The 26,575-nt window shown below is 75.0% G+C and carries 24 protein-coding genes and 1 pseudogene; 9 read left to right on the top strand and 16 right to left on the bottom strand.

Going from position 1 to position 26,575, the window contains the following annotated elements; all coding sequences use genetic code 11:
- Positions 1-36: 36 nt before the first annotated feature.
- Together WHI96_RS09360 and WHI96_RS09355 are read right to left on the bottom strand one after the other, a co-directional pair.
- Complete coding sequence (locus tag WHI96_RS09360) at positions 37-1,575, bottom strand: molybdopterin-dependent oxidoreductase (protein WP_345652078.1); 1,539 nt, start codon at positions 1,573-1,575, stop codon at positions 37-39.
- A gap of 124 nt (positions 1,576-1,699) precedes the next feature.
- Positions 1,700-2,650: a LysR family transcriptional regulator gene (locus WHI96_RS09355; RefSeq protein WP_345652080.1), complete on the bottom strand. Its 951-nt coding sequence runs from the start codon at positions 2,648-2,650 to the stop codon at positions 1,700-1,702.
- Between the two features lie 323 nt (positions 2,651-2,973).
- Between WHI96_RS09355 and WHI96_RS09350 the strand changes: the two genes are divergently transcribed.
- Complete coding sequence (locus WHI96_RS09350) at positions 2,974-4,116, top strand: Glu/Leu/Phe/Val family dehydrogenase (protein WP_345652889.1); 1,143 nt, start codon at positions 2,974-2,976, stop codon at positions 4,114-4,116.
- A gap of 144 nt (positions 4,117-4,260) precedes the next feature.
- Here WHI96_RS09350 and WHI96_RS09345 read toward each other — a convergent pair whose 3' ends face one another.
- The 3 genes from WHI96_RS09345 to WHI96_RS09335 are packed head-to-tail and all read right to left on the bottom strand — an operon-like array spanning position 4,261 to position 5,670.
- A complete protein-coding gene (locus WHI96_RS09345) occupies positions 4,261-4,683 on the bottom strand; it encodes a DUF5313 family protein (protein WP_345652083.1) in 423 nt (140 codons plus the stop codon).
- Between the two features lie 34 nt (positions 4,684-4,717).
- A complete protein-coding gene (locus WHI96_RS09340; RefSeq protein WP_345652087.1) occupies positions 4,718-5,383 on the bottom strand; it encodes a DUF1990 family protein in 666 nt (221 codons plus the stop codon).
- A gap of 56 nt (positions 5,384-5,439) precedes the next feature.
- Positions 5,440-5,670, bottom strand: coding sequence for a hypothetical protein (locus tag WHI96_RS09335; protein WP_062403384.1), 231 nt, complete (start codon positions 5,668-5,670; stop codon positions 5,440-5,442).
- 104 nt (positions 5,671-5,774) lie between these two features.
- Between WHI96_RS09335 and WHI96_RS09330 the strand changes: the two genes are divergently transcribed.
- The 4 genes from WHI96_RS09330 (at position 5,775) to WHI96_RS09315 (ending at position 10,965) form a co-directional block, all read left to right on the top strand.
- On the top strand, positions 5,775-6,482 hold the full coding sequence (locus WHI96_RS09330) for a DUF1990 family protein (RefSeq protein ID WP_345652090.1): 708 nt from the start codon (positions 5,775-5,777) through the stop codon (positions 6,480-6,482).
- 292 nt (positions 6,483-6,774) lie between these two features.
- Positions 6,775-8,112 carry an MFS transporter gene (locus WHI96_RS09325; RefSeq protein ID WP_345652093.1) on the top strand — a complete coding sequence of 446 codons (1,338 nt, stop codon included), beginning with the start codon at positions 6,775-6,777 and terminating at the stop codon, positions 8,110-8,112.
- The gene (locus WHI96_RS09320; protein WP_345652096.1) at positions 8,109-9,473 is read left to right on the top strand and encodes an LLM class flavin-dependent oxidoreductase; all 1,365 of its coding nucleotides are present in this window, start codon (positions 8,109-8,111) and stop codon (positions 9,471-9,473) included. The genes WHI96_RS09325 and WHI96_RS09320 overlap by 4 nt, the downstream gene beginning before the upstream one ends.
- Positions 9,474-9,708: 235 nt before the next feature.
- Entirely contained in the window at positions 9,709-10,965 is a 1,257-nt protein-coding gene (locus tag WHI96_RS09315; RefSeq protein WP_345652099.1) for a phosphodiester glycosidase family protein, read from the top strand.
- Here the strand turns inward: WHI96_RS09315 and WHI96_RS09310 are convergent.
- The 5 genes from WHI96_RS09310 to WHI96_RS09290 all read right to left on the bottom strand — a co-directional run bounded on the left by WHI96_RS09310 (position 10,923) and on the right by WHI96_RS09290 (position 16,107).
- Positions 10,923-11,573: a TetR/AcrR family transcriptional regulator gene (locus tag WHI96_RS09310; RefSeq protein ID WP_246352729.1), complete on the bottom strand. Its 651-nt coding sequence runs from the start codon at positions 11,571-11,573 to the stop codon at positions 10,923-10,925. The two genes, WHI96_RS09315 and WHI96_RS09310, sit on opposite strands and share 43 nt — an antisense overlap.
- A gap of 27 nt (positions 11,574-11,600) precedes the next feature.
- Complete coding sequence (locus WHI96_RS09305; RefSeq protein WP_345652102.1) at positions 11,601-12,650, bottom strand: PDR/VanB family oxidoreductase; 1,050 nt, start codon at positions 12,648-12,650, stop codon at positions 11,601-11,603.
- A complete protein-coding gene (locus tag WHI96_RS09300) occupies positions 12,647-13,573 on the bottom strand; it encodes a metal-dependent hydrolase (RefSeq protein ID WP_345652105.1) in 927 nt (308 codons plus the stop codon). The genes WHI96_RS09305 and WHI96_RS09300 overlap by 4 nt, the downstream gene beginning before the upstream one ends.
- Positions 13,574-13,597: 24 nt before the next feature.
- Complete coding sequence (locus WHI96_RS09295) at positions 13,598-15,385, bottom strand: SDR family oxidoreductase (RefSeq protein WP_345652108.1); 1,788 nt, start codon at positions 15,383-15,385, stop codon at positions 13,598-13,600.
- 155 nt (positions 15,386-15,540) lie between these two features.
- Positions 15,541-16,107 carry a hypothetical protein gene (locus WHI96_RS09290; protein WP_345652111.1) on the bottom strand — a complete coding sequence of 189 codons (567 nt, stop codon included), beginning with the start codon at positions 16,105-16,107 and terminating at the stop codon, positions 15,541-15,543.
- 129 nt (positions 16,108-16,236) lie between these two features.
- On the opposite strand from WHI96_RS09290, the gene WHI96_RS09285 reads away from it, so the two are divergent.
- Together WHI96_RS09285 and WHI96_RS09280 are read left to right on the top strand one after the other, a co-directional pair.
- Complete coding sequence (locus WHI96_RS09285; protein ID WP_345652114.1) at positions 16,237-17,127, top strand: alpha/beta fold hydrolase; 891 nt, start codon at positions 16,237-16,239, stop codon at positions 17,125-17,127.
- 9 nt (positions 17,128-17,136) lie between these two features.
- Positions 17,137-17,940, top strand: coding sequence for a crotonase/enoyl-CoA hydratase family protein (locus WHI96_RS09280; protein WP_345652117.1), 804 nt, complete (start codon positions 17,137-17,139; stop codon positions 17,938-17,940).
- 1 nt (position 17,941) lies between these two features.
- Here the strand turns inward: WHI96_RS09280 and WHI96_RS09275 are convergent, their stop codons facing one another.
- From WHI96_RS09275 to WHI96_RS09255, 5 genes and pseudogenes are all read right to left on the bottom strand, one after another.
- Positions 17,942-19,210 carry an Nramp family divalent metal transporter gene (locus WHI96_RS09275; RefSeq protein ID WP_345652120.1) on the bottom strand — a complete coding sequence of 423 codons (1,269 nt, stop codon included), beginning with the start codon at positions 19,208-19,210 and terminating at the stop codon, positions 17,942-17,944.
- A 95-nt stretch (positions 19,211-19,305) separates the two neighbouring features.
- Complete coding sequence (locus tag WHI96_RS09270; protein ID WP_345652122.1) at positions 19,306-19,791, bottom strand: GNAT family N-acetyltransferase; 486 nt, start codon at positions 19,789-19,791, stop codon at positions 19,306-19,308.
- Between the two features lie 4 nt (positions 19,792-19,795).
- Positions 19,796-20,422 carry an IMPACT family protein gene (locus tag WHI96_RS09265; protein ID WP_345652125.1) on the bottom strand — a complete coding sequence of 209 codons (627 nt, stop codon included), beginning with the start codon at positions 20,420-20,422 and terminating at the stop codon, positions 19,796-19,798.
- A gap of 311 nt (positions 20,423-20,733) precedes the next feature.
- A complete protein-coding gene (locus tag WHI96_RS09260) occupies positions 20,734-21,027 on the bottom strand; it encodes a hypothetical protein (protein ID WP_345652128.1) in 294 nt (97 codons plus the stop codon).
- Positions 21,028-21,040: 13 nt separating this feature from the next.
- Positions 21,041-22,725 (bottom strand): annotated as a pseudogene (locus WHI96_RS09255) (sodium:solute symporter family protein).
- 315 nt (positions 22,726-23,040) lie between these two features.
- Between WHI96_RS09255 and WHI96_RS09250 the strand changes: the two are divergent.
- Together WHI96_RS09250 and galT are read left to right on the top strand one after the other, a co-directional pair.
- Positions 23,041-23,832 carry a DeoR/GlpR family DNA-binding transcription regulator gene (locus tag WHI96_RS09250; RefSeq protein ID WP_208822112.1) on the top strand — a complete coding sequence of 264 codons (792 nt, stop codon included), beginning with the start codon at positions 23,041-23,043 and terminating at the stop codon, positions 23,830-23,832.
- Between the two features lie 35 nt (positions 23,833-23,867).
- Complete coding sequence (gene galT, locus WHI96_RS09245; protein ID WP_425571710.1) at positions 23,868-24,926, top strand: galactose-1-phosphate uridylyltransferase; 1,059 nt, start codon at positions 23,868-23,870, stop codon at positions 24,924-24,926.
- A gap of 191 nt (positions 24,927-25,117) precedes the next feature.
- Here galT and WHI96_RS09240 read toward each other — a convergent pair whose 3' ends face one another.
- Entirely contained in the window at positions 25,118-26,242 is a 1,125-nt protein-coding gene (locus tag WHI96_RS09240) for a C40 family peptidase (protein ID WP_251785181.1), read from the bottom strand.
- Positions 26,243-26,575: the final 333 nt, after the last annotated feature.

Here is a 26,575-nt window from a genome sequence, read left to right as displayed (position 1 = left end):
TTCCGGATCTTTTTTCCGAGAGCCTCGGGAATCGGTTCAGACGACGGTGACGATGGTGCTGGGCCAGCCCGTCGCGCCGTCCGGGATCGGTTCGACGCGGACGTCGGTCTGGACGAGCCCGCGGCGGTCGGTGGCGCGGGCGGTGAGGGTGTGGCTGCCGGGGGAGAGGTCGAGCTCGGCCCGCCACATCCGCCAGGTGTTCGGGTTGACCTCGGTGGCCAGCTCGGCCCGCACCCACGGGCCGTCGTCGGCGCGGACCTCGACGGCGGTGATCCCGACCGGCTGCGCCCACGCGACCCCGGCGACCTGCACACGTCCGGCCGGGAGCTTCGAGAAGCCGACCGGGGCGTCGATGCGGCACTGGGTCTTGATCGGGGCGCGCTCGGCCCAGCCACGGTCGCGCCAGTACACGCTGCGCTCGGCGAAGGTCGTCAGCTCGATGTCGGCGAGCCACTTGGTGGCCGAGACGTAGCCGTAGAGCCCCGGGACGACCATGCGCACCGGGAAGCCGTGCTCGACCGGCAGCGCCTCGCCGTTCATGCCGAGTGCGAGCAGCGCGCCCCGGCCGGGTTCGAGCACGGTCGCGGTCGGGGTGCCCGCCGTCCAGCCGTCGCGGCTGGTGGAGACGATCTGGTCCGCGGACGGGTCGACCCCGGCCTCCAGCAGCAGCGGGGCCAGCTCGACGCCGACGAAGTCCGCGGTGGACACCAGGTTCCCGCCGACCGTGTTGGACACGCAGGTCATCGTGATCGTGCGCTGCACGAGCGGCCGTCGCAGCAGGTCGTCGACGGTGAGGACGAGCTCGCGCCCGACCCGGCCGTGCACCCGCAGCGACCAGTCCTCGGCCCGCACGGCCGGGATCGTGAGGGCGACGTCGATGCGGTAGAAGTCGGCGTTCGGCGTCACGAACGGGACGGTGCCGAGCTGGGGGAACGCGGCCGACGCGGGTACCGGCGGGGCGGTCTCGGCGAGCGTCGCCGCGGCCAGCCTGCCGGTCAGTGCGACCCGCGAGGCCGCGATCCCGCTGCCCGAGGAGGACAGCGCCAGGCCGGCCCCGCCCGCGACGAGCGTCCCGGCGGCGACGGCGGCCGAGGCCCCCGCGAGCACGGTGCGCCGGGGGACCCCGTCACCGCTCCCGCCGCTCCCGGTGCGGGTCCCACCGTGACGGCGGGCGAGGCGGTCCAGCCCCCGCTGCACCGCCACGCCCACCACCAGTGCGACGACCGGCGCGGCCAGGTCGGTCGCGGTCGGCACCGGACCGGTCAGCACCGCGGCCACCGCGAGCAGCCCCAGCGCGGCGACGGCCGCGGTCCCCACCGCGGGCCGTCGTCGCGCCGCGAGCCCGGCCAGTGCGCCGAGCAGCACCAGCAGCACGCCGATCCCGGCGAGCAGGACCGGCTTGTCGGCCGTCCCGAACGCGGACTTGGCGAACTCCACGACCGGCTGCGGCGAGAGCCGCACGACCGCGTCGCCGACGGCCACGAAGGGCGACGACGCCGGCGCCACCAGGGCCGCCACGAGGTGCCCCGATGCCACCGCCGCGGCGATCGCCAGCAGTTCCACCAGGATCGCCACGGAACGCGACGGAAGGGCCAGGTGCCCGTTTCCCTCGGTCCGGTTCTCGGTCAGCACGACCGTTCTTCGGAACCGGCGGCGGAAACGGTTCGACCGGGTTCCGACGATTCCGCCGCGGAACGGGTCAGGCCAGGCCGAGCGACTCCGGCTGCACCGGGATCGGGGCGTCGGCGCCGAGCCCCTTCTGCGCCGCCGCGGTCCGGACCGCCTCGATCACCAGCGGCAGCGCGGCGCGTCGTGCGGTGGTGGTGCGGTAGGCCAGTGAGACCGTGCGGGTCAGGGCGTCGCCGAGCGCGACGATGTCGACCCCCGGCGGGCGCAGCGCCAGGCCCAGGTCGGTCACCAGGGTGACGCCGAGCCCGGCCGCGACCATCGCCATCGCGGTGGCCTGCTCCTCGACCTCGTGGTCGATCCGCGGCTCGAAGCCCGCGCTCTGGCAGGCCAGCCGGGCCGCCTGCCCGAAGTGCGACCGGGCGGGCGACACGATCCACGGGTGCTCGGCCAGCTCCGACAACATCACGCTCGCGGCCGGCACCGCCCCGGCGGGCACCGCCGCGTAGACCCGCTCGACGGCGATGACCGCCCGCTCCAGGCCCTTGTCCCACGTCATCGGGTAGTTCGAGTAGTCGATGACGAACGACAGGTCGAGCTCGCCGTCGCGCACCGCGGCAGCGGTCTCCTCCGGGGCGAGCTCGCGGGTGCGGACCTCGACACCCGGGTGGGTGCGGGCCAGCGCGGTCAGCGCGTCGGGCAGCAGGCCCGAGGCGACCGAGGCCCACACCCCGGCGGTGAGCTTGGCCGCGACGGTCTCGCCCGCCTCCTCCAGGGCCTGGGTGGCGCGCTCGACCGAGGCGAGGATCTCCTCGGCGTGCTCGGCCAGCAGGACCCCGAGGTCGGTGAGCTGGACCCGGCGACCTCGTCGTTCGAACAGGCGGGTCCCGACGTCGCGCTCGAGCTGCGCGAGCTGCTGGGACACCGCCGACGCCGTGTAGTGCAGCGCCGTCGCCGCCGCCGTGATGGTTCCCCGCCGGTGCAGCTCACGCAGCATCCGCAGCCGAGACAGGGACAGCTCCATGTGGCTGAGCCTATTGCGCTGTGCAGGAACGGTGAACAGCGCCGTGAATGATCCGTAAATGGACGCGGGGCCGGGTGCGACCGCAACCTGGGGCCACCGGTCGGGAACGACTGCGGCCGGGGGACGACGAGGTCCGCGATGTCGACGAGACCGGAACGGCCCCTGGCGGCGACGACCGGTGCAGCACGAGCAGGAGGTGGGTCGCCATGACGACGATGCAGAACCCGACCGGGAGCACCCCGCAGACGGCGGCCGCGGCCCCGTACGTCTCCGGCGCCCCGGCGCACACCGTCGCTCCGGTCGTCCGCCGCCCCGAGCCGTACATGCGCCTGCAGTGGAACGACACCGTGACCGGCGCCGTCGGCTACCTGGTCGTGCACACCCTGCGAGCGGGGCTCGCCACCGGCGGTACCCGGATGCGGGCCGGCTGTACGTTGTCCGAGGTCGAGGACCTCGCACGCGGCATGGCGAACAAGACCGCCACCTTCGACCTGCCGATCGGCGGGGCCAAGGGCGGCATCGACTTCGACCCGAAGGACCCGCGCGCCGTCGAGGTGCTTGAGCGGTTCTGCGAGGCCATGCGCCCCTGGATCGACGCGCACTGGGTGACCGCGGAGGACCTCGGCGTCCCGCAGCACCTGATCGACGAGGTCTTCGAGAAGATCGGCCTCGGCCAGAGCTACCACGCCGCGATCAGCCGCGCCGCCGACCCGGCCGCCACCCTGGAGCGGGTGCGCACCGGGCTGACCGCGGAGGTCGACGGCGGGTTCGAGCTGGGCGACGTGATCGGCGGCTACGGCGTCGCGCACGCCTGCCTGGCCTCCGCGGTGTCCTGGGGCCAGATCCCGGCCGACACCACGGTCGCGATCCAGGGCGTCGGCACGATGGGCGGCGCGGCCGCCTACTACCTGTACGAGGCCGGGATGAAGGTCACCACGCTGGCCGACGCCGCGGGCACCCTGCACTGCGCCGACGGGCTCGACGTGCCCGCGCTGCTGGACCTGCGCGACGGCTTCGGCGAGATCGACCGTACCCGGCTGCCCGCCGGTGTCGAGCAGCTCCCGCGCACCGCGATCCTCTCCGCCGAGGTCGACATCCTGGTGCCGGCCGCGATCTCCTACGCGATCACCCCGGACAACTCCTACGACGTCCGCGCCCGCGTGGTCGTCGAGGCCGCGAACGCCGCGACCACCCCGGAGGCCGAGGCCATGCTCGCCGCCCGCGGCGTGCCGGTGCTGCCGGACTTCGTCGCCAACGCCGGCGCGGTGGCCTGGGCCTGGTGGCTGCTGCTCGGTGAGGTCGACGACGACCCGCAGAACTCCTTCGACCGGCTGCGCACCGTCATGCACGCCAAGGTCGCGCAGCTGCTGGCCGCGTGGTCCGAGGACGGCGTCACCCCGCGCGAGACCGGCCACCGCTGGGCCGACGACCCCGCCCCGACCACCGGGCCGGTCGTCATCCCCTGACCCCGCTCCACCCGGGGCGCCCCGTGACGCCGCGCGGCACCCCGGGCACCGGGGGCCGCGCGTCGGGACGGGGCGCCGCGGCGTGCGGGGACCGGCTCGACGGCGCGGCGTGACCGCGGCCGGGGCGCGCCGCGGCGGGGGTGCTCACCCCCGGCGGTCGTCCCGGTCGCGGTCCGTCCCGAACTCCCGGTCGTGACGCAGCCGGGCGTCGACGTGCTGCTCGGCGCGCCGCGCCTCCCGGGTCGACGCGGCCGCCCCCACCGGGTAGCCGGCCTTCAGCACCCGGGTCTCGCACGCCTCGACCACGTAGACCAGCGAGTAGAAGTAGCCGATCACCGCGCCGGAGGCGATGGCGCCCAGCCGCACCCACGCCGGGCCGGGCACCACCAGGTACAGCAGGACCAGCAGCGGGATCAGCTGGACCGTCGTGCGGACGAGGTGGCGCAGCACCCAGGTGCGGGTCGTGACGTCGTGCAGCACCCAGCGCCGGTTCCGGGCCGGCAGCCGGGCACCGAAGGCGTAGGCCACCCAGCGGAACGGGTTGGGACGTCGGATCTGCTCGTCCATCGGAAACTCCCCCTCACCGGATCGCGCACCCGGGTCAGACACCCGGGTGCCGGACGAGTACGGCGAACGGGTCAGTCCAGTGCCGCCCGCCGTTCTGCGGGGCGACGGTCACGCCGTCGGCACCCGGCAGCGGCTGCGGCGGCGGCCTGCCCGCCGCCGCGTCGGCCACGAGCTCGCGGACCCGCTGCCCGGCCCGATGGTAGAACTCCAGCTGCACCGCGCGGCCGAACAGTCCGAAGCCGAGCCGGAACAGCGGGTTCGGAATGCGCGCGGGCCGGGAGAACGCGCGGATGACGAACTCGACGTCGCCGGTCGCGAGGTCCTTGACCACCTCGTAGGTGAGCCGGCCCTCCTCCAGGTGCCCGTGCAGGGTCTCGTAGGTCCAGCCCCAGACGCGCCGGCCGTCGACGGTCTCGTCGACCAGCCCGGTGACGCGGACGCCGAGGTGGAAGCGCATCGGCCCGAACCGGCCCTCCAGCAGCATGTCCCGCCCCAGCAGCGGGTCGGACGGGCGGAACACGCCGCGCAGCCGGTTCGGGGCGGTGAACTGGTAGTCGCGCAGCACCGCGCAGGCACGTTCCCAGGGGCCGTCGGGGACCGGGTCGCCGGGCGGCTCGGTGCCGATCAGGGCCCGGCCGTGGTCGACGTGCCAGCGCGGGTCGTGGGTGTCGGTGGGGGTCTCGGCGTCGTCGAAGTTCACGCCGCGTGCGGCGAGCCCGTCCAGGTCGGTGCGACGGTCCCCGGGTGCGGGGCGCTTCAGGACCGACGGCCCTTCTCCTCGCGCCGCATCGAGTCGCCGATCAGCCAGAACATCGACGGCCACAGGCCGACGAAGACCGCGCGGCGTTCGGCGTTGCCGCGCTCGTCCTGGTCCACGGTCTTCGCGCGCAGCCACAGCGCGATGGAGAAGCCCACCGAGCCGAGGGAGAACCACTGGAGCTGGGCACCGCGCAACCCGACCCGGTGCAGGACACGTCCGACCGTCATGGCGGTCCGTTCCCCGCTCCGGGCGGATGTAATCCCCGCACAGGGGGTATGCGTACGCCGTGCGGACTTCGACGAGGGCCACGACGACCGAACGGTCCACCCCGGTGACCGGTGACCGGCGGTCCCGGCGGGTGTCGGCGCTGCTGCGCTGGCCGGCGGGTCTGCTGCTGGTGTCGTGGCGCTACTTCTGGCGCACCACACCGATCCACCGCAGCGACGTCGTCGGGGACCTGGGGGACCTGCCGCCCGCCTCGCCGCAGGGCGCCGGCGCCGACGACGTGCAGCGCCCGTCGGACGGGTACGGCACCCTGCTGCACCGGCGCTACACCGTGCGCATCCGCGGGTCCCGGCTCGGCCCCGAGGAGCTCATGACGCGCCTCGCCGCGGACCCCGACCGCTGGTCACCGGAGTTCGCGGTGTTCCGCCGCACCCGCGGGGAGGCCGGCGGGATGGCCGTCGGCGACGAGTTCCTGATCCGCATGCCCGGCCCGTGGGACGGTCCGGTTCGGGTGGCCGCCGCCGGGCCGACCGAGTTCTCCTTCGTCACCCTGGACGGGCACCTGGAGGCCGGCCGGATCGAGTTCCGCACCCGTCGTGACCCGGACCACCCGGAGATGCTGCGCTTCGACATCGAGTCCTGGGCGCGGCCCGGGGACCGCCTGTCGCACGTGCTCTACAACACCCTGCGGGTGGCCAAGGAGGTGCAGTTCAACATGTGGACGCACGCCTGCATCCGGGCGGCCGCCATCGCGGGCGGCCGCCCGGACGGCGGTGTGACGGTGCGCACCCGGCGGTTCGCGACCGCCGGGTGACGCGGCGGACCTCACCGACATCGTCTCGGACGACCACCCGGCCACGTCCCGCCGCACCGGCCCGCTCCGCCCGCGGACCTGACGGACCGACCCGGGTGGCCGGGGCGGAGGTGACCCCGGTCCCGCACCGTTGCGCCGGGCGGGCGTCGTCTGTTCGGGTGGGCGAGGTGGAGCACTCGGAGCTGACCCGCCGGCGGTGGCTGGACCACGGCCGCCTGTCGTCGCACGCCTGTCGCTGACCGGCGACCCCGCGCACCGACTCCCCGCTCCGCCTCACCCACCGGCAGGTCCCGTGTCCAGCTCCGCCGTGTCCGACCCCGCCCCGGCGTCCGGCGCCACCCCGCGCCGCGCCGCCGTCGCGAGCCTCGTCGGGACCACCATCGAGTGGTACGACTTCTACCTCTACGCCACCGCCGCGGCGCTGGTGTTCGCCCCGCTGTTCTTCACCGACGCCGACCCGGCGACCGGCGTGCTGGCGTCGTTCGCGACCTACGCCGCCGGGTTCGGGGCGCGGCCGGTCGGCGCCGTCGTCGCCGGGCACCTGGGCGACCGGATCGGCCGCCGCGCCGTCCTGGTCGGGTCGCTGGTGCTGATGGGCGTCGCGACGACGCTCATCGGGCTGCTGCCGACCTACCCGACCGTCGGGCTGCTGGCCCCGGTGCTGCTGGTGGTGCTGCGGCTGGCCCAGGGGCTCGCCGTGGGCGCGGAGTGGGCCGGTGCGGTGCTGATGGCCGTCGAGCACGCCGAGACCGAGCGCCGGCGCGGCCTGTTCGGCAGCTTCCCGCAGATCGGCTCCTCGGCCGGGATGCTGCTCGCGTCGGGCGTCTACACCGCGGTGCTCGCGATCGCCGGCAAGGAGGCGTTCCTCGCCGGGGCCTGGCGGATCCCGTTCCTGCTCAGCGCGGTGCTCGTCGTGGTGGGGCTGGCCATCCGGCTCACCCTGGCCGACCCCGCGGTGTTCACCGCCGCCCGCGACGCCGGGACGCTGTCCCGCCGCCCGGTGCTGGAGGTGCTGCGCACCGAGTGGCGCACCGTGCTGCTGACCGTCGGCAGCCGGATCGCCCAGAACTCCGTCTACATCCTGGCGACGACGTTCGCGCTGACCTACCTGGCCCAGGGCGACTCCGGCGCCGCCGAGGGCGCCGGGCTGACCGCGGTGATCATCGCGTCGGCGATCGGGCTGTTCTCGACGCCGCTGTGGGCGGTCCTGTCCGACCGGGTCGGCCGCAAGCCGGTCTACCTGGTCGGCGCGATCGGCGCGCCGCTGTTCCTCGGGGCCTTCTTCCTGCTGCTCGACACCGGGTCCACCGCCCTGGTCGTGGTCGGCATGGTGGTGCTGGTCAACCTCTTCCACGACGCGATGTACGGCCCGCAGGCCGCCTGGTACGGCGAGCTGTTCGACACCCGGCTGCGCTACAGCGGGGCGTCGCTGGGCTATCAGATCGGGTCGGTCATCGGCGGCACGACGCCGCTGGTCGCCACCGCGCTGCTCTACGCGGGCGGCGGGACCCCATGGCTGATCTGGGGGTACTTCGGGGTGCTGTTCGCGATCTGCGTCGTCTCCACCGTCCTGCTCCCCGAGACCCACCGCGGCGGGCTGCGCACCGCCCGGGAGAAGGTGTCGGCATGACCGGCCGCATCCTGCTCAACGCCTTCGACATGGCCTGCGTCGGCCACCAGTCCGCCGGGCTGTGGCGCCACCCCTCCGACGAGGGGCACCGCTACACCGACCTCGACCACTGGACCTCGCTGGCCCGGATGCTGGAGGACGGCGGCTTCGACGCGCTGTTCCTCGCCGACGTCCTCGGCGTCTACGACGTCTTCGGCGGCTCCCGCGACGCCGCCGTCCGCGCCGCCGCGCAGGTGCCGCTCGCCGACCCGCTGCTGCTCGTCCCCGCGATGGCCGGGGTGACCTCGCGGCTGGGGTTCGGGGTGACCGTCTCGGTCGCCTACGAGCACCCCTACGCGCTGGCGCGGCGGCTCACCACCCTCGACCACCTCACCCGCGGACGGGTCGCGTGGAACGTCGTCACGTCCTACCTGGACTCCGCGGCGCGCAACCTCGGCCGGTCCGGGCAGATCCCGCACGACGAGCGCTACGAGCTCGCCGAGGAGTTCCTGGAGGTCTGCTACAAGCTGTGGGAGGGCTCCTGGGACGACGACGCCGTGGTCCGCGACCGCGCCCGCGGCGTGTTCACCGAGCCGGAGCGGGTGCACGACATCGCCCACCACGGCCGCTGGTTCGACGTGCCCGGCCCGTTCCTGTCCGAGCCGTCCCCGCAGCGCACCCCGGTGATCTTCCAGGCGGGCGCGTCGCCGCGCGGTGCTCGGTTCGCCGGAACCCACGCCGAGGCCGTGTTCGTGTCCGGCCCGTCGCCCGCGGTGGTCCGCCGCTCGGTCGACGCGGTGCGCGCCGAGGCCGCCCGCGCCGGGCGGGACCCGCGCTCGGTGAAGGTCTTCGCGATGCTCACCGCGATCGCCGGGGAGACCGACGAGGCCGCCCGCGCGACGCTGGCCGAGTACCTGGAGCTGACCGACCCGTCCGCGGCGCTGGCGCTGTTCGGCGGCTGGTCCGGCGTCGACCTGGCCGGGGCGTCGCCGGAGCAGAAGCTCGAGTACGTGCAGACCGACGCGACCCGCTCGGCGCTGGCCTCGTTCACCGGGCCGGACCGCGACTGGACGGTGGGGGAGCTCGCCGAGTTCATCACCGTCGGCGGGCGCGGGCCGCTCGTCGTCGGGTCCGGGGCGACGGTCGCCGACGAGCTGGAGCGCTGGGCCGAGGAGGCCGACCTCGACGGCTTCAACCTGGCCTACGCCGTCACCCCGGGGACGATGGCCGACGTCGTCACCCACGTCGTGCCCGAGCTGCGCCGCCGCGGCCGGATGCCCACCGCCGACGCGGGCGGCCCCACCCTGCGCGAGCGCTACGGCACCGGCGACGGCGCCCGGCTCGCGAAGGACCACCCCGGGGCGGCGCACCGCACGCTCTGACCCCCTGTCACGACCACCGGGAGTGGGGCGCGGGGAGCAGCTCCCTCACCCGGCCGCTCCACTCCCGGTGATCACGGCGCCGACGGTCGCGCTGCGCGGAGTCGGGCCCCCGCAGGGGGACGATCCGACCCCGACCGGGTGGCCCTGCACCACCGACGCGTGACGCCCCGCGCCGTCGCCGTACCGCCGTGTTCACCTCGGTCCCGGCCGGGGTGACGATCGGGGGAGTGCGGGCATGGTGGGGTGGACGGGCGGCCGGGGCGCGGCGGTGGCGGCGGCGGTCGTGGTCGGGGTACTGGTGCCGGTCACCCAGCAGGCGTCCGCGGCCCCCGCCCGGGAGGCGCACCCCGTCGCGGCGTCCGCGGCGGCCGGTCCCGCCTCCGCCGGACCCGGTGCCGCCCCTGCCACGGGCACGGCCGCGGCGCCCGTCGCCCCGGGCCCGCAGGCCCCGGCGGTCACCCACCGCGAGGAGCGGGTCGACACCCCGGCCGGGCCGGTGACCGTCGACATCGTCGTCGCCGACCTGGACCGGGCCGAGCTGCGCGCCACCCTGCTCACCGGCGCGACGGTCGGGGAGCGGTCCTCGGTGCCCGCGCACGCCCGGCGCGGCGGCGCCGTCGCCGCGATCAACGGCGACTTCTTCGACCTGGCCCGCAGCAACGCCCCGGCCGGCCCCTCGGTCCGCGACGGCCGGGCGCTCACCTCCGCCGTGCCGCCCGGGCGGCGGCTCGCCCCGGGCGTCCCCGGCGCCCGGCAGGGCGACGTCCTCGCGATCGACGACGACGGCACCCCCCGCCTGGACCGGCTCACCCTCGACGCGTCCGCGACCGGGCCGAAGGGCCGCCTGCGCATCGACACCCTCAACGCCTACGCCGTGCCCGTCGGCGGGATCGGGCTGTTCACCCCCGACTGGGCGGGCGACCGGGCCGCCACGCTGTGCGGCAGCGACACCGACCGGGACGCGCCGTGCGCACCGGACCGGGTCGAGGTCGTGGTCCGCGACGGCGCGGTCACCGCCGTCGGCCCGCCCGGCGGGGGAGCGGTCCCGGCCGGGGAACAGGTCCTCGCCGGCCGCGACCAGGGCGCCGCCGCGCTGCGCGGGCTCGCCGTCGGCGACCGGGTCGCCGTGCGGCAGGCGCTCACCGCCGCGTCGGGGACCGTGCCGCGGACCGCGGTCGGGGCGTCACCGATCCTGCGCGACGGCGCACCCGTCGCCGGGCTGGACGCCCGCTCGCGCGACCCGCGCAGCGCCGCGGGCCTCACCGCGCAGGGACGGCTGATCCTGCTCACCGCCGACGGCCGCGAGTCGACCTCGGTCGGGATCACCCTGGCCGAGACCGCCGAGCAGCTGCGCCGGGCGGGCGCCGTCGACGGCGTCAACCTCGACGGCGGCGGCTCCTCGACGATGGTGTTCCGCGACCAGGTCGTGAACAGTCCGTCCGAGGACGCCTACCGGCTGGTGCCCAACGCGCTCGGCGTCGTGGAGAACTGAGCGTCCGGGTCGCGGGCGACGGTGACCCCGAGCATCGCGAACAGCTGCTCCACCAGCCAGTCCCGCAGCTCGGCGTGGGCGGGCACCCGGCCCGCCTCCAGCCACACCAGCACCGAGCCCTCGACCAGCGCGACCCAGCCGCGCAGGGTCATCAGCTGCAGCGGGGTCGGGTCGGGGACGCCGCCGCGCACGCACAGCAGGTCCACGATGTGGTCGCGCACGCCGTCGACCATGGCGTCGGTCTCCCCGGTGGAGACGACCGAACCGCTGCGCAGCAGCGCGATGTAGGCCCGTGAGTGCCGGCCGACGACGTCGAGGAACACGTCCAGCGCGTCGGCCAGCTGCCCGTCCAGCGGACCGTCGGTGGGCAGCGCGACCCGGTCGATGAGCTCCTCGGCGACGCTGCCCAGCGCCGCGACGTGCAGCTCCTCCATCCCGGAGAAGTACCGGTAGAACAGCGCCCGGGACACGTCCGCGGCCCGGGTGACGTCCTCGACGGCCACCTCCTCCGGCGAGCGGGCGCCGTAGAGGTCGAGCGCGGCGGACACGAGCTGTGCGCGGCGGGCCTCGGGCGTCATGCGCCGGGGTGGACGTGCGGGTGAGGTCATCACCGACGAGGGTACGGATCCCACGCCTCAGCGCCCGAGATCGACGACGATCGTCCCGTCCGCGGCCCGCCCGACGCACAGTGCGGTCAGGCCCGGCCCGGCCGGGTCGCCCACGGTCGTGCCCTCCACGAGCCGCACGTGGCAGGTCCCGCAGAACCCCTGCCGGCACGAGTACGGCACGTCCGGGCGCAGCGCGCGGACCGCGTCCAGCGCGGTGCGGTCGGCGGGGACCGCGACGTCCGGGCCACCGGCGATCCGGACGGTGAACGGGCGGCCGTCGGGGATCGGGGGCGGGGAGAACCGCTCGGAGTGGAACCGCTGCCCGGCGGGCAGCGCCCGGCGCAGCGACTCGATCATCGGCGGCGGGCCGCAGCAGTAGACGGCGGCGTCGGCGTCGGTCCCGGACAGCAGCTCGGCCGCCGACGGGACACCCGCGATGTCGTCGGGGCGGCGCAGGACCCGCTCCGGGGCCAGCGCGGCGAGTGCGTCCGACAGCGGCATCGACGCCCGGTCCCGGCCGGTGTGCACCAGCCGCCACCCCACCCCGGCGGCGTGCGCGGCCCGGACCATCGGCGCGATCGGGGTGATCCCGATGCCGCCGGCGACGAACAGGTACGACGGCGCCGTGGCCAGCGGGAAGGCGTTGCGCGGGCCGTGCAGCCGTAGCCGCACCCCGGGGCGCAGGGCGTGCATCTCGTGCGAGCCGGTGCCCCCGGGCACCCTCCGTACCGCGATCCGGTACACCGATCGGTCGTCCGGGTCGCCGCACAGCGAGTACTGCCGCATGACCCCCGAGGGCAGCTCGACGTCGACGTGCGCGCCGGGGCGCCAGCCCGGCAGCGGCTCGGTGCCCGCCGGGACGAGGTCGAGCTCGGCGACGTCGGGGCAGGGACGGCGCACGGCGTGCACCTCGACGAGCAGGGTGCGGTCCACCGGGGTGACCGGGCGGCGGCGCCGGGCACCGGCCGTCGCGAGGGTCTGGGTCACCGCGGTGAGCACCGACAGCGCGGTGGCCCCGCGGTTCGGGTGCGGCGGCGGCGCGGTCGAGCCCGTGCCGGGCAGCAGCGCGGGACTCATGCCGCGGACCCCCCGGCCGGGCCGGCGTGGCCCGCCTCGGCGGCGCGGGCGGCGGGGGAGACCGCGAGGTAGGCCACCGCGGCGTCGGTGTCGCCGTGCGCGGCCGGGTGGAACCGCGGGCTCAGGTAGGTCAGGACGGCGCGGGTGAACAGCCACGGTCCGGGCACCAGCCCGCGCCGGGAGTCCCGCAGGTAGTCGCGCAGCCGGGCCCGGCGCTGCGGTGTCCCGCGCAGGTGCGGGTCGCGGGCGCACAGGTGCCGGGTGCCGTCGACCCACAGCTTCGCCAGCGCCGGGCCGGCCACCGCCATCGCCCGGATCCGGCGCAGCCAGCGGCCGTCGAGGTGGGTGTAGAGGTCGTGCGCGACGTTGCGGTGCTCGACCTCCTCGGCGCCGTGCCAGCGCAGCATGTCCAGCATGTGCGGGTCGGCCCCGGCCGCGTCCAGCGCGGCGGAGTCGAGGATCCAGGAGCCGAGGACGGCGGTGAAGTGCTCGATCGCCGCGATCAGCCCGACCCGCTCCACCAGCCACTCCCGGGCCGCGTCGCCGTTCAGGCCGCGGTCGCCGAGCAGCTCCTTGAAGATCCACTCGACCTGCTCGACGAAGCGGGTCACGTCGACGCCCGCCTCGACGAGGTGGTCCAGCGCCCCCTGGTGCGAGGTCGCGTGCACGGCCTCCTGGCCGATGAACCCGCGCACGTCCTCGGCCAGCGCCTCGTCACGGACCATCGGCAGCGCGCGGGAGAAGACCTCCACGAACCAGCGCTCGCCCTCGGGCAGCAGCAGGTGCAGCACGTCGATCAGGTGCGAGGCGAACGGCTCGTCGGGGATCCAGTCGGTCCGCAGCTCGGCGAAGTCGAAGCGGACGTCGCGGGCCTGCAGGGCGATGCGGTCGGCGGCCGGGTCACCGGCGGCGGGGCTGTTCACGGCGGTTCTCCTCTCGGACGGTTCTCAGCGGGTGCCGTCGACGCGGGCGAGCGCGCGGACGAGGCCGGGGGACAGCCGGGACGCGAGCAGCCCGACGTGCGCCTCGGCGGTGACCGGGGCGATCGGCAGGTCCCGCTCGACGGCGCGGACCAGCCGGGCGGCGACGCGCTGCGGGGTGTACCCGCGCCGGGTGTAGGCGGCCGCGGCGTCGCGACGGCGGGCGGCCTGGGTGGCGTCGTCGGTGCCGGCGAAGCGGGTCGCCCCGGTGATCGGGGTGTCGACGAACCCGGGGCACAGGGCGGTGACCCCGACCCCGGCGCCCGCCAGCTCGGCGCGCAGGCACTGCGACAGCATCAGCACCGCCGCCTTGGTCGTGGCGTAGGCCGGCAGCGAACGCGACGGCAGGTACGCCGCCGCCGAGGCGGTGTTGACGATCGTGCCGCCCTCGCCGTGCGCGGCGAGCAGCGCGCCGAAGTGCCGGCAGCCGTGCACGACGCCCCACAGGTTCACATCGACGATCCGCTGCCACTCCTGCGCCGTGGTGTCGGCGAACGACCCGGCGACGGCGATCCCGGCGTTGTTGACGACGAGGTCGGGCACCCCGTGCTCGGCGGCGACCCGCTCGGCGAGCGCGGCGAGCGCGGCCTCGTCGGCGACGTCGACGACCGCGGCCACCGCGCGCCCGGGCCCGTGCCGCCGGGTCACCAGGTCGACGGTCTCCGCGGCGCCGGTCCCGGAGACGTCGGCGACGACGACCCGGCCCCCCAGGTCGGCGACCTGGCGGGCGATCTCGCGGCCGATCCCGCTGCCCGCCCCGGTGACGACGGCGAGCGACCCCTCCCAGCGCGACGCCCGGCCCGGCCGTCCGCCGGTGCGGACCAGGGCGGCGCCCCGGGCCCCCGCCCGCGCCAGCGCGGGCGCGGCGGTCCCGCCGCTGCGCTCGGCGACGAGCTCGCGGACACACCGGGCGATCACGCCCGCGCGCGTGCGGACGATCCAGTGCCCGCCGGGCAGGTAGCGGACCCGCAGGTCGGGGGCGTACCCGGCGGCGCTCGTCGCCATCGCGGGGGTGACGTAGGCGTCGCCCTGCGGAGCCAGGATCTGCACCGGGACGTCGGTGCGGCGCGGCTGCGGGCGGCCGAGCCGCCGCGGCAGGTTGCGCCGGTAGAGCTCCAGGCCGTTGACCGCGTCGCGCACCGAGGGGCGCGGGATCCGTTCGGTCCGCGCCACCATCGCGCCGAGCAGCCCGCTGCGGATCATCAGCTCGGGCAGCACCGGCACCCGGAACGCCAGGGTGTACCAGGAGTGCAGCGCCTGGATGAGCACCGGCCGCAGGTCGCGGAGCCCGCGGCGGCGCAGGAACAGCGCCACGTGGTCCAGGCACGGGCCGGAGATCGAGGTGAACGACGCGACCCGGCCGTCCATCGCCGAGGGGGTGCCGTCCTCGCCCGTGACGGCGTGCCAGGTCTGGATCGAGCCCCAGTCGTGGGCGAGCAGGTGCACCGGGGCGTCGGGGGAGACGGCGTCGGCCACCGTGCGCAGGTCCGCGGCGAGGAGCTCCAGGTCGTAGCCGGCCGGGGCGCCGGGGGCGGCCGAGCCACCGTGGCCGCGCACGTCGTAGGTGACGACGTGGTGGTCGGCGGCGAGGTCCGCGGCGACGCGGTCCCACACGTGCCGGTCGTCGGGGTAGCCGTGCACCGCGACGACCGTCGGGTGCGACGGGTCGCCCCGGTCCTCCACGACCAGCTCCAGGCCGTCCTGCGTGGTCACCGTCCGGGTGCGGCTCGCGGACTCCACCTCGTTGTGAGACACACCGTCATCGTAGAAAACGTGTCAACAAGACGCCACCCCTGACGCGTCGTCCGTCCCGGGTGGCCGGGCGGGACCCGGTGATCGCGACGAACGAGGGGTGCGGTGCCGGATCCGGCACCGCACCCCTCGCAGAAGACGATCACCGTGCCGGCGGGTCAGCCCCGGTCGTCGTCGGTGCGGGTGGGGTGCGGCGCCCGACCGGCCGCCCACATCGCCCCGACCCGGGCGGCCACCGCGTCGTGCGCGGCCGCGGCCGTGGTCCCCGCGGTGCGGACCCCGGCCAGCGCGTAGAGCAGCTCCCCGTCGGCGCCGAGGTCGAGGTCCAGGACGCCGTGCACCCGGGCGAGCTCCAGCACCAGCGCCGGGGCCGTGGTACCGGCCGCGGCGGCCGCCCGGCGCAGCGGCCCGTCGTCGGCGCCGGGCAGCGTCCGGGCGCCGAGGGCGGCGGCGAGCCGGCCGAGCGCGGCGACGTCGGCCGGCCCGACCGGGACCAGGCACAGGTCCGGGCACGGCCCGGGGCCGTACCCGGGGCGGTGCTGGGCGGCGCCCAGCGGACCGGCCATCCGGCGCCAGCCGCGCACCGCGTCCGCGGTCCCCGCCGGGGCGTCCGCGTCACGCGCGAGCGACACCAGTGCGCACCCCAGGAGCCGGTCGGTGCGGTCCCACCCCCCGGGGTCGCGGGGCACGGCCCGCACCACCGTCCCCGTCGCCGTTCCGGTCATCGCGCCTCCTCGTCGGCCCTCGGTGACGCAGGTCGCCCGGCCCCCGCGTCCCGTTACCCGGCGTGGTCAGAACTGAGGAGAGGCGTAGGTTCGAACGGTCGTCCCCGTCCCACGAACAGAGGTCCCCGCGTGTCCACCGCTCCGCCCGCCTGGTTCACCGACGCACTCGCCGAGCCGGGGGAGCCCGGCCGCACCGAGAGCGACGGCGTCGAGGTCCGCTTCCGCAGCTGGGGTACCCCGGGCGGGCCCGGCGTGCTCCTGGTGCACGGCGGTGCGGCGCACCTGCACTGGTGGGACCACATCGCTCCGCTGCTCGCCGAGGGCACGCGCCGGGTCGTGGCGGTCGACCTGTCCGGGCACGGCGACTCGGGTCGGGCACCGTCCTACGACCTGGACCGCTGGGCCGTCGAACTGCGCGCCGTGGTCGACGCCTCGGGCCTCGGCCCCCGGCCGACGCTCATCGGGCACAGCATGGGCGGGTTCGTGACGCTCACCGCGGCGCTGCGCTACGGCGACGAGCTGGCCGGCGCCGTCGCCGTCGACTCCCCGGTCCGGGACCGGTCGCCGGAGGAGCGGGCGGCCCGTGAGCAGCGGGCGTTCGGCCCGGCGAAGGTGCACCCCGACCGCGAGGCGCTGATCGCGCGGTTCCGCACCATCCCCGAGCAGTCCGGCGATCTGCCCTACGTGCGCCGTCACATCGCCGAGCACAGCGTCCGCGCGGTCGACGGCGGCTGGAGCTGGAAGTTCGACCCGGCCATCTTCGCGGGCATCTCGCTGACCCCCGGCGACCTCGGGCGGCCCGGCTGCCGGATCGCGCTGTTCCGGGCCGAGCACGGCCTGGTCCCGGCCGACATGGGGGAGATGGTCGTCGACCGGATGGGCCGGGCGGCGCCGGTCGTCGAGATCCCCGGGGCCGGGCACCACGTGATGATCGACCAGCCGCTGGCACTGGTGACCGCGCTGCGGACGCTGCTCGCGGACTGGGAGCACTCGGTTCCGGTGGTCGCCCCCGCGATCTAGGGTGGCCCCATGACCGAGCGGTCAGAGCTGACTCCTCCCGGCCCCGGCGCGTCCGAGGAGGAGGTGCTGGTCGAGCGGCGGGACGGTGTCCTGCTGATCACGATCAACCGGCCCCGCGCCAGGAACGCGCTGAACGAGAACGTCGCGCGCTCGGTCGCCGCGGCCGTCGACGAGCTCGACGCCGACCCGGACCTGCGGGTCGGTGTGCTGACCGGGTCGGGCGGGGTGTTCTCGGCCGGGATGGACCTCAAGGCGTTCCTGCGCGGCGAGCGTCCGTCGGTGCCCGGGCGCGGGTTGTGCGGGATCACCCGGGTCCCGCCGGTCACCCCGATGATCGCCGCCGTCGAGGGCTGGGCCCTGGCCGGCGGTTTCGAGATCATGCTGGCCTGCGACCTCGTCGTCGCCGGTCGCGGTGCCCGCTTCGGGGTGCCGGAGGTCACGCGGTCCCTGGTCGCCGCCGCGGGCGGAGCGCTGGAGCTGGCGAACCGGGTGCCCCGGGCGCTGGCGCTGGAGATGCTGCTGACCGGCGACCCGATCGACGCGGCGCGGGCCGAGGCCGCCGGGCTCGTCAACTCCGTCGTCGACGACGGCACCGCGCTCGAGGCCGCGCTGGAGCTGGCCGCGCGGATCGCGGTGAACGGGCCGCTCGGCGTCGCCGCGTCGAAGCGGATCGTGCGGGAGAGCCCGGACTGGGGCGCCGACCGCTGGGAGCGCCACGACGCGATCATCGGCCCGGTCCTGACCTCGGAGGACGCCCGCGAGGGCGCGACCGCGTTCGCCGAGAAGCGCGACCCGGTCTGGCGCGGCCGCTGACTCAGGCGACGAAGGCCTCCCAGATCAGGAAGGCGTTCAGCCCCACCACGACCGCGGCGACGACGACCGCCGCGGTCGTGGTGGCGCGGTGGTTGACCAGGTCGCCCATCACCTCGCGGCGGGCGGTCAGCCACACCAGCGGGACCAGCGCGAACGGGATGCCGAACGACAGCACGACCTGGGACAGCACCAGCGCCTGCGTCGGGTCGATCCCCACGCCGAGCACGACCAGGGCGGGCGCGAGGGTCAGCAGCCTGCGCAGCAGCAGCGGGATCCGGCGGCGCAGGAACCCGGCCATGATGACCTGCCCGGCGTAGGTCCCCACGCCCGAGGACGCGAACCCCGAGGCGAGCAGCGCGATCGCGAACCCGTACGCGGCGACGGCGTCGAGCTCGGTGCCCAGCCCGGCGAAGATCCCCTCCAGGGTGTCGGTGCCGGGCACGTCGGTCCCGGCGAACAGGGCGGCCGCCACGACCAGCATCGACAGGTTGACCAGCCCGGCCACGCCCATCCCGAGCGCGATGTCGGTGCGCCCGACCCGCAGCAGGAACCGGGTGTCCTCGGGGCTGCGGGCGACCAGGCGGCCCTGGGCCAGCGCGGAGTGCAGGTAGATCACGTGCGGCATCACGGTGGCGCCCAGGATGCCGGTGGCGAGCACCAGCGAGCCGACGCCGTCGAAGCCGGGGACCAGGCCCGCGGCCAGCGCGGGACCGTCGACGTCGGTGCGCACCACGGTGGACACCAGCCCGACCATGATGATCGCGAGCAGGAACACGATCGCCCGCTCGAACGGCCGGTGCCCGCGCGACTGCAGGCCCAGCAGCACGAAGGCGATCACGCCGGTGATCACCCCGCCGGTGAACAGCGGGATCCCGAACAGCAGGTGCAGCGCGACCGCGCCACCGATCACCTCGGCCAGGTCGGTCGCGATCGCGACGAGCTCGGCCTGGGCCCACATGAAGCGGTTCCGCCACGGGGTGAGGTGCTCGCGGCACAGCTCGGGCAGGTTCGCACCCGTCGCGAGTCCGAGCTTGGCCGAGAGCGACTGGATGAGCATCGCCATCAGGTTGGCGACGACGATCACCCAGACCAGCAGGTAGCCGTAGCCGGCACCGGCGGAGAAGTTCGTCGCGAAGTTGCCCGGGTCGACGTAGGCGACGGCGGCGACGAACGCGGGCCCGAGGACGGCGAGCCTGCCGCGCCAGCCGCGCCGGCGCAGCTGTTCCACGCTGACCGGTGCCGCCGCTGCGGCCGTGTCCGTGCTCGTCATGTGCGCCCCCGCGAGGTGATGAGGTCCGGCGAAGACGCAGTGTAGGCACGACTAACTCCGCTGGTACAGAGCTGCAACGGTGCAGGCCGTGCGGCTCACACGGAGCGGTGCATCACATGCAGGCCGGTGGTCGTGCCGTCGGGCAGGGTGAAGGCGTCGGGCACCGTGCCGACCGTGGCGAAGCCCAGCGAGTGCCACAGCGCGACCGCGCGGGTGTTGGTCGCCACGACGGCGTTGAACTGCATCGCGGCGTACCCGTCCGCGCGGGCGAGGGCCAGCACGTGCTCGCCGAGCGCGCGGCCGGTGCCGCGCCCGGCCTCGCCCGCGTCGACGGCGAAGCTCGCGGTCGCGACGTGCGAGCCCGGCCCGGCCTGGTTGGGACCGGTCTTCGCGGTGCCGACGACCCGGCCGTCCCGCACCGCCACGACGATCCGCGCCGGCGGCGGGAGCATCCACATCCGGGTGATCCAGGCGTCGTCGGCGTCCGGCGGGACGGTGTAGGTGCGGCCCTCGGCGAAGATCGGCCGGAGCACGTCGAGGATCGCGGGGAGGTCGTCGTCGGTGGCGGCGCGGATGTGCACGCGCTCAGGGTAGGTACAGGTCGCGCGGGCCGGCGTCGAGCGCCTCGACGTCGCCGCCGGTGTGCTCGGCGAGCCAGTCGGCGAAGGTGCCGGTCTCCGGCTCGGTGACGGCCACGGTCAGCGTGACGTCCGTGCCGTGCGTGACGTCGCACAGCCGGTACGGGGAGTGGCGCAGATCGTGCTCGAGGCGCCCGGCGCGGTCGTGGCCGACGGCGAGCAGCAGCTCCCGGTGCCGGACCCGGCGCAGCTCGCCGACCGCGTCCAGGGCCGCGGTCAGGGCGCCGGAGTACGCGCGGACCAGCCCGCCCGCGCCGAGCTTCGTCCCGCCGAACCAGCGCGAGACGACGGCGACGACGTCGGTCAGCCCGCGGCGGGTGAGCACCTCCAGCATCGGGGCGCCGGCGGTGCCCGAGGGCTCGCCGTCGTCGCTGCTGCGGGCGGTGAGGTCGCCGGTGCCGGGGTCGCCGATGCGCAGCGCGGTGCAGTGGTGGGTGGCGTCCGGCCCGGCCCGGCGGACGCGGTCGATCACGGCCCGGGCGGCGTCGGTGTCGGCGACCCGGGCGACGGTGCAGAGGAAGCGCGACCGGGCGATCTCGGTCTCCGCGCTCCCGTCGCGGGCGATCACCCGCACGCCGCGACCGGCCTCACACCGTGACCGCGCTCGCGATCGGCGGCGCATCGGGATCGATTCAGTGCATCCTGGAGGCGTCCGGTGACGAGGCCGCCCGCCTCACCCGGCGGGCTCCCTCGTCCTTGCCGGGCGGTTCCACCGCCGACATCGAAGGGACCCCCACCCATGAGCGACACCCTCCGCGTCCTGCTGTCCGGTCTGGCCCGCGTGGCGCGCCGGATCGACGACCACACCCTCGCGGCGTTCAACCCGGTCTACCCGACCCCCGCCGACCGGGAGCGCTGAGGGCGCCCCCGGCCGGGGGAGTGCGGTCAGTCCTGCTGCTCCGGCGCGGCCAGCTTCAGCGGTCGCAGGTACACCCACAGCACGAACAACGCCCCGATGACCAGCATGCCGATGCCGGTGTCGAGGTTGAGGTTCGTCCCGCCGGTCTTGGCGAGGTTCTCCGGGTCGTTGCCCGACACGATCCCCATGACCAGCAGGACGATGCCGTAGACCCCGAACAGCAGGGCGATCACCGAGCGCAGGTCGAACAGGTTCGCCGCGGTCGAGGACACCGGGGCGTCGGTCCCGTGGTCGGGGTGGTTCTCACTCTTCGAGCTCATCGCAGGTCTCCGCTCAGCCGAACACGACGTAGAGGACGACGGTCAGGGCCAGCACCAGCGCGCCGAGGACGTTCGGACTGCGGTACCAGCCGGCGTCGTCACCGTCGGTGGAGTGGGTGCGCGCCTCCTTCGGGGTCAGGCTCCAGGTCAGCCCGACCAGCTCGGCGTCCGGCTTCGGGGTGGTCACCATCGAGACCCCCGCGGACACGCCGACACCGACGACGAACGCCGCGATGGCGCCGACGAAGCTGCCCGCCTGGCTGGACATCGTCCAGACGTCGGTGCGGACCAGGATGTCGACCAGCACCGCCGCGGTGGTGCCGGAGAGCAGGCCGATCCAGGCCGACGGCCCGGTCATCCGCTTCCAGAACAGGCCGAGGATGAAGATCGCGAACAGCGGCGCGTTGAAGAAGCTGAACAGCGACTGGATGTAGTCCATCAGGTTCGCCGACCCGGACGCGATGAACGCGGTGCCGATCGCGAGCACACAGCCGACGATCGTGACCAGCCGGCCGACGCCGAGGTAGTAGCGGTCGGCGCGGCCCGGGCGCACCCAGTCCTGCCAGATGTCGTAGGTGAACACGGTGTTGAACGAGCTGATGTTCGCCGCCATGCCGGCCATGAACGCGGCCAGCAGACCCGCGATCGCGACGCCGAGGATCCCGTTGGGCAGGACCTCCTTCATCAGCAGCGACAGCGCGTTGTTGTAGGTGATGCCCTCGACGGCGTCGCCGCCGCCGGACTTCACCGCGGCGATCTGCGGGACCAGGATCCCGGCGATCATGCCCGGGGTCACGATGACCAGCACGACCAGCGCCTTCGGGAACGCACCGATGATCGGGGTGCGCCGCGCGGCGGACATCGACTTGGCCGACAGGGCGCGCTGGACCTCGGCGAAGTTCGTCGTCCAGTAGCCGAAGGACAGCACGAACCCGAGGCCGAACACGATGCCGAGCACCGACAGGAACGGGTTCGCGATCTCGGTGAGCGGGGTGCCGGGCCAGGCGTTCAGGTCGGCGCCGCCGCTGGGGCCCTCGGTGACCGCGCGGGTCAGCCCGTCCCAGCCGCCGACCCGGTTGAGCCCGCCGACGGTCAGCGGGATCAGCAGCGCGAGGATCACGAAGAACTGCAGGACCTCGGTGTAGATCGCGGCGGACAGGCCGCCGAGGGAGATGTAGCCCAGGACGACGACGGCCGCGACCGGGATCGCCAGGTACAGCGACCAGCCGAGCAGCGCCTCCAGGACCAGGCCCAGGGAGAACAGGTTGACCCCGGCGATCAGGATCGAGGCGACCGCGAAGATCACCGCCTGCACCCGCTGGGTGGTCTTGTTGAACCGCTTGAGCAGGAACTCCGGGACGCTGCGGGCCTTGGAGCCGTAGTAGAACGGCATCATCACGATGCCGAGGAACACCATCGCCGGGATCGCGCCCAGCCAGTAGTAGTGCACCGTCGGGATGCCGAACTGGGCCCCGTTGGCCACCATGCCGATCAGCTCGATCGCACCCAGGTTGGCCGAATGAACGCCAGGCCGGTGATCCAGGCCGGCATCGACCGGCCGGACAGCAGGAAGTCGAGACTGGAGGACACCGAGCGCCGCGCCGCGAAGCCGATGCCGAGCACCAGTACGAAGTAGAACGCGACCAGCAGGTAGTCGACCAGGTTCGGGTTGAGGCGCAGGACCTCCTGGGCGGTCATGCCGCGTCCTCCCGGGACGTCCCCGGGGCCCGCCGGGCCGTCTCGTGATGATCCATCTCGGGTAGCTCCTCGCCGTCGAGTGCGTGTGCTGCCGGTCCGCCGGCCGGTGGTGCACGACGGCACGTTGCGCGGACCAACGCACAAGCTAGACCGCACTCGATCAGAAGTGAACACTTTCGCTCGAATTCGAGACCGCTCGGTGACCTCCGCGCACGGTTCGACCGGGTCTCGACACGCAGGGTCGACCCTTGCCGCACGTTCGGTTGTGTTGCATTCTGTGCGGGTGAAGTCCCGACGGTGTCCGGCCCGGACGCGATGAGCCTGCTCGCCGAGCAGCGGCGCGAGGTGATCGTGGAGCAGGTCCGCACCCGCGGCGCGGTGCGGGTGTCCGAGCTCGCCGACCACCTCGGCGTGTCCGAGATGACCGTGCGCCGCGACCTCGACGTGCTGGCCCGGCGACGCCTGGTGGACAAGGTGCACGGCGGCGCGACGGCCGTCGGCGAGCACACCACCTCCGAGCCCGGGTTCGCCGCGAAGTCGGTGTGCGAGCTGGAGGAGAAGGACGCCATCGCCGCCGCGGCCGCCGAGCTGGTGACCCCCGGCGCCGCGATCGGCCTGTCCGCGGGCACGACGACCTGGCGGCTCGCCCAGCTGCTCGCCGCCGTGCCGCGGCTGACCGTGGTGACCAACTCCGTCGCCGTCGCCGACGCGTTCCACACCGGTGGTGCCGACGCCCGCGGGACCACGGTGATCCTCACCGGGGGCGTGCGGACGCCCTCGGAGGCACTGGTCGGCCCGGTCGCGATCACCGCGCTGCGCTCGCTGAACCTGGAGACGGTGTTCCTCGGGGTGCACGGCATGAGCGCCGCGGCGGGCTTCTCCACCCCGAACCTCACCGAGCGCGACACCAACCGCGCCCTCATCGAGTCCGGCAGCAGGCTCGTGGTCGTCGCCGACCACACCAAGTGGGGCACCGTCGGGATCTCGACGATCGCCGAGCTGTCCGAGGCCGACGTCCTCGTGACCGACTCCGGTCTGGCCGACGCCGACCGTGCGGTCCTCGAGGGCGAGGTCGACCACGTGATCATTGCCCGCCCCGGAAGGTGACGTCCGTGCAGAAGGTGCAGAAGCTGACCACCCGGATGGCCGACGGCCGGGAGGTCATCTGGTTCGACGGCCCCGACCACGCCCCCCGCGACCCGGCCGATCTCGTCGACGCCCGCGACCTCCCGCGGGTCGTGCCCGCCTCCCAGCTGCGCTACGACGCGCTGGCCGGGGAGTGGGTGACGATCGCCGCGCACCGCCAGGACCGGACCTACAAACCGCCGGCCGACCAGTGCCCGCTGTGTCCCAGCCGCGACGGCCGCCACACCGAGGTGCCGAGCCCGGAGTACGGCGTCGTCGCGTTCGAGAACCGGTTCCCGTCGTTCGGGTCGGCACCCGGCGCCCCGCTTCCCGAGCCGGGCGCGGTGCCGCAGGCGGCGTCGGGCCGGTGCGAGGTCGTCTGCTTCACCGACGACCACGACACCCCGTTCTCCCGGCTGACGCCCGACCGCGCCCGCCTGGTGCTGGACGCGTGGGCCGACCGGACCGCCGAGCTGGGCGCCCGGCCGGGGGTCCGCTACGTCTTCCCGTTCGAGAACCGGGGCGCCGAGATCGGCGTGACGCTGTCCCACCCGCACGGTCAGATCTACGCCTACCCCTACGTCCCGCCGTTCCCGCAGCGGATGCTCGCCCACGTCGCCGCGCACCGGGAGGCGACCGGGGAGAACCTGTTCGACACGCAGCTGGCCGCCGAGCGGGCGGGGGAGCGGGTCGTCGTCGCGGGGGAGCACTGGACGGCGTTCGTGCCGCAGGCGGCGCGCTGGCCGGTCGAGGTGCACCTGTACCCGCACCGGCCGACCCCGGACCTGCCCGCCCTCGACGAGGCCCAGCGCGCCGAGTTCGCGACCCTCTACCTCGACGTGCTGCGCCGCCTCGACGCCCTCTACGACGACGAGCTGCCCTACGTCGCGGGCTGGAACCAGGCCCCGGTGCTGGAGTCCGACGGTCGCTCCGACGCCCGGCTGCACCTGCGGCTGCACTCGATCCGCCGGGCGCCCGGGAAGATCAAGTACCTGGCGGGATCGGAGTCCGGCGCGGGCGCGTTCATCTCCGATGTGCTGCCCGAGGCGGTCGCGGAGCGGCTGCGTTCGCTGTAGCCGGGGTCGGACGGCGGCTGCGGAACGCGCGGTGATCCGTCGTCCGCGCGCGTCCGGAAGCGCGCGTCCGGCGGATCTGCGCGCGGATCATCGAGCGGGACGTGGACCGCGGACGTGCTCCGCCCCGACGTGCGTCGAGGCCGGTACCCCTCCCCAGGGGCACCGGCCTCGGACGTCGGTGACGCGGTCGGTCAGACCCGGACCGCGTTGTGGAACGGCATCGCGTCGATGTCGGAGTACTTGACCGGCTCGCCGCTGGTGGAGGCGTGGAGCACCTTGCCGTTGCCGGCGTAGATGCCGACGTGGCTCACCGGCGAGTAGAAGAACACCAGGTCGCCGGGCTTGAGCTGGCTCTTGGAGACCGGGGTGCCGTCCATCTGCGACTGCGCGCTGGAGGTGCGCGGCAGGTCGACGCCGATCTGCTCGAACGCCCAGACCATCAGACCGGAGCAGTCGAACGCGCTCGGGCCGGTGGCGCCCCACTTGTAGGGCTTGCCGAGCTGCTGCTTGGCCTGGGCGAGCGCCTGGGCGCCGTCCGAGGAACCGGTCAGACCGCCGACGATGTCACCGAGGCCGCCGCCGTCACCGTCGTCGTCACCGCCGCCGCCGTTGCGGGCGGCCGCCTCGGCGGCCTTCGCACGGGCCTCGGCCGCCTTCGCGGCGGCCTCCTTCTGGGCGACCGCGGCGATGCGGGCCGCGTCGGCCTTCTCGAACGCCTGCGGGACCGACGCGGTGACGTGCTCGAAACCGCTGGTCAGGGTGGACGCGGCGTCGCTGGTGCCGGTGCCGCCGTGCTCGGAGCCCGCGGCCGGGACCGACAGCTTCATCGTGGCCTCGTTGGCCGCGCCGGTGAGGTCCATGTCCGCGGAGGTCTCGGGGGACTGCTCCGGCGAGCTGAGCGTCGACACGACGCCCATGACCGCGGTGGCGCCGACCAGGGTGGCCGACATGGTCGCGACGACCGCGCGCGGGTGACGCCCGAGCGGCCCGGTGTCCGAGGTGCCGCGGAGCAGGCCGATGGCGGTCCGCGAGGTGACGCCGGCGGGGGTGTCCGGCACGTCGCGGGTGATGACGGTGTCGACGCCGGACGCGGCGGGGAGGCCGGTCGCGGGGGTGTCGATGCGCTCCAGGTCCGGGCCGGGGGCCTCGGAACGGCGGGCTCGGCGGCTGCCGGGCGCGGGGGTGTCGAAACCGGCCTCGGAGTACCGCGCGAGCAGATCGGCGGCGGAGATGCCCGCGCCGGCGTCACGGTCCCGGCGACGCCGGGGGACGTCGCTCTCGGATGTATGGAGGTCCGGGGTGAGTGCAGTGGTCATTCGGGGGTCCTCGCCACCCCGGATCCGCCCCGGTCCTCGTGACCGGACACGGCTCCGCCCGCTGCGTGCTGGGTGGGCGCCAGGGGGAGTGTCGGCCAGCGGGGAGCGGGGGACCGACCAGGCGCACCAGCCGACATCTCGTCGACCAGCCAGGAGGGACCGTAACCGCTCCGTGACACGCACACCGACCGGGCTCGCCGGGTGTGCGGCGAACGGCCGGTCCGGAGCGACCCACGCACCGGACCCACGTCCAACGGTGGGTGCGGTGCGCCGTTCGGGTCGTACGGTCGGTGTGCTGCGCCGAACGGTGCGTCCGGGCCGGTGTCGCGGTGC

This window comes from Pseudonocardia tropica (assembly GCF_040105315.1).
Taxonomy (GTDB): Bacteria; Actinomycetota; Actinomycetes; order Mycobacteriales; family Pseudonocardiaceae; genus Pseudonocardia; species Pseudonocardia alni.
This window is presented reverse-complemented; position numbering and strand designations above follow the sequence as displayed.